The 274-nt window shown below is 53.3% G+C and carries 1 protein-coding gene; it reads right to left on the reverse strand.

Annotated elements, in window-relative coordinates; genetic code table 11:
• On the reverse strand, positions 1 to 274 hold a 274-nt coding region (locus AUR66_RS20705), incomplete at both ends, for a pyridoxal-phosphate dependent enzyme (protein ID WP_157533120.1).

Genomic DNA, 274 nt, shown 5'->3' on the forward strand with positions numbered 1-274 from the left:
AGCATCGATCTTCGTCTGTGGCGCATTCTTCGGCATGACAATTGTTGCGTCGAACCCCGTTTTAGTCGCTGCAAGCGCTACGCCCTGTGCATGATTTCCAGCACTCGCAGCCACAACGTGCGTCGCAGAACACCCTCGTTCACGGGCATTTTTCAGTTTGTGGTAGGCGCCTCGAGTTTTGAACGACCCCGTTCGTTGGAGGTGTTCCATCTTCAGCCGAATTACCGCATCTGTCTCTTCTTCTAGAGAACGACTCGTCTCTATGGGCGTTTTG

Source organism: Haloferax profundi (genome assembly GCF_001469865.1).
In the GTDB taxonomy this organism is placed as follows: Archaea; Halobacteriota; Halobacteria; order Halobacteriales; family Haloferacaceae; genus Haloferax; species Haloferax profundi.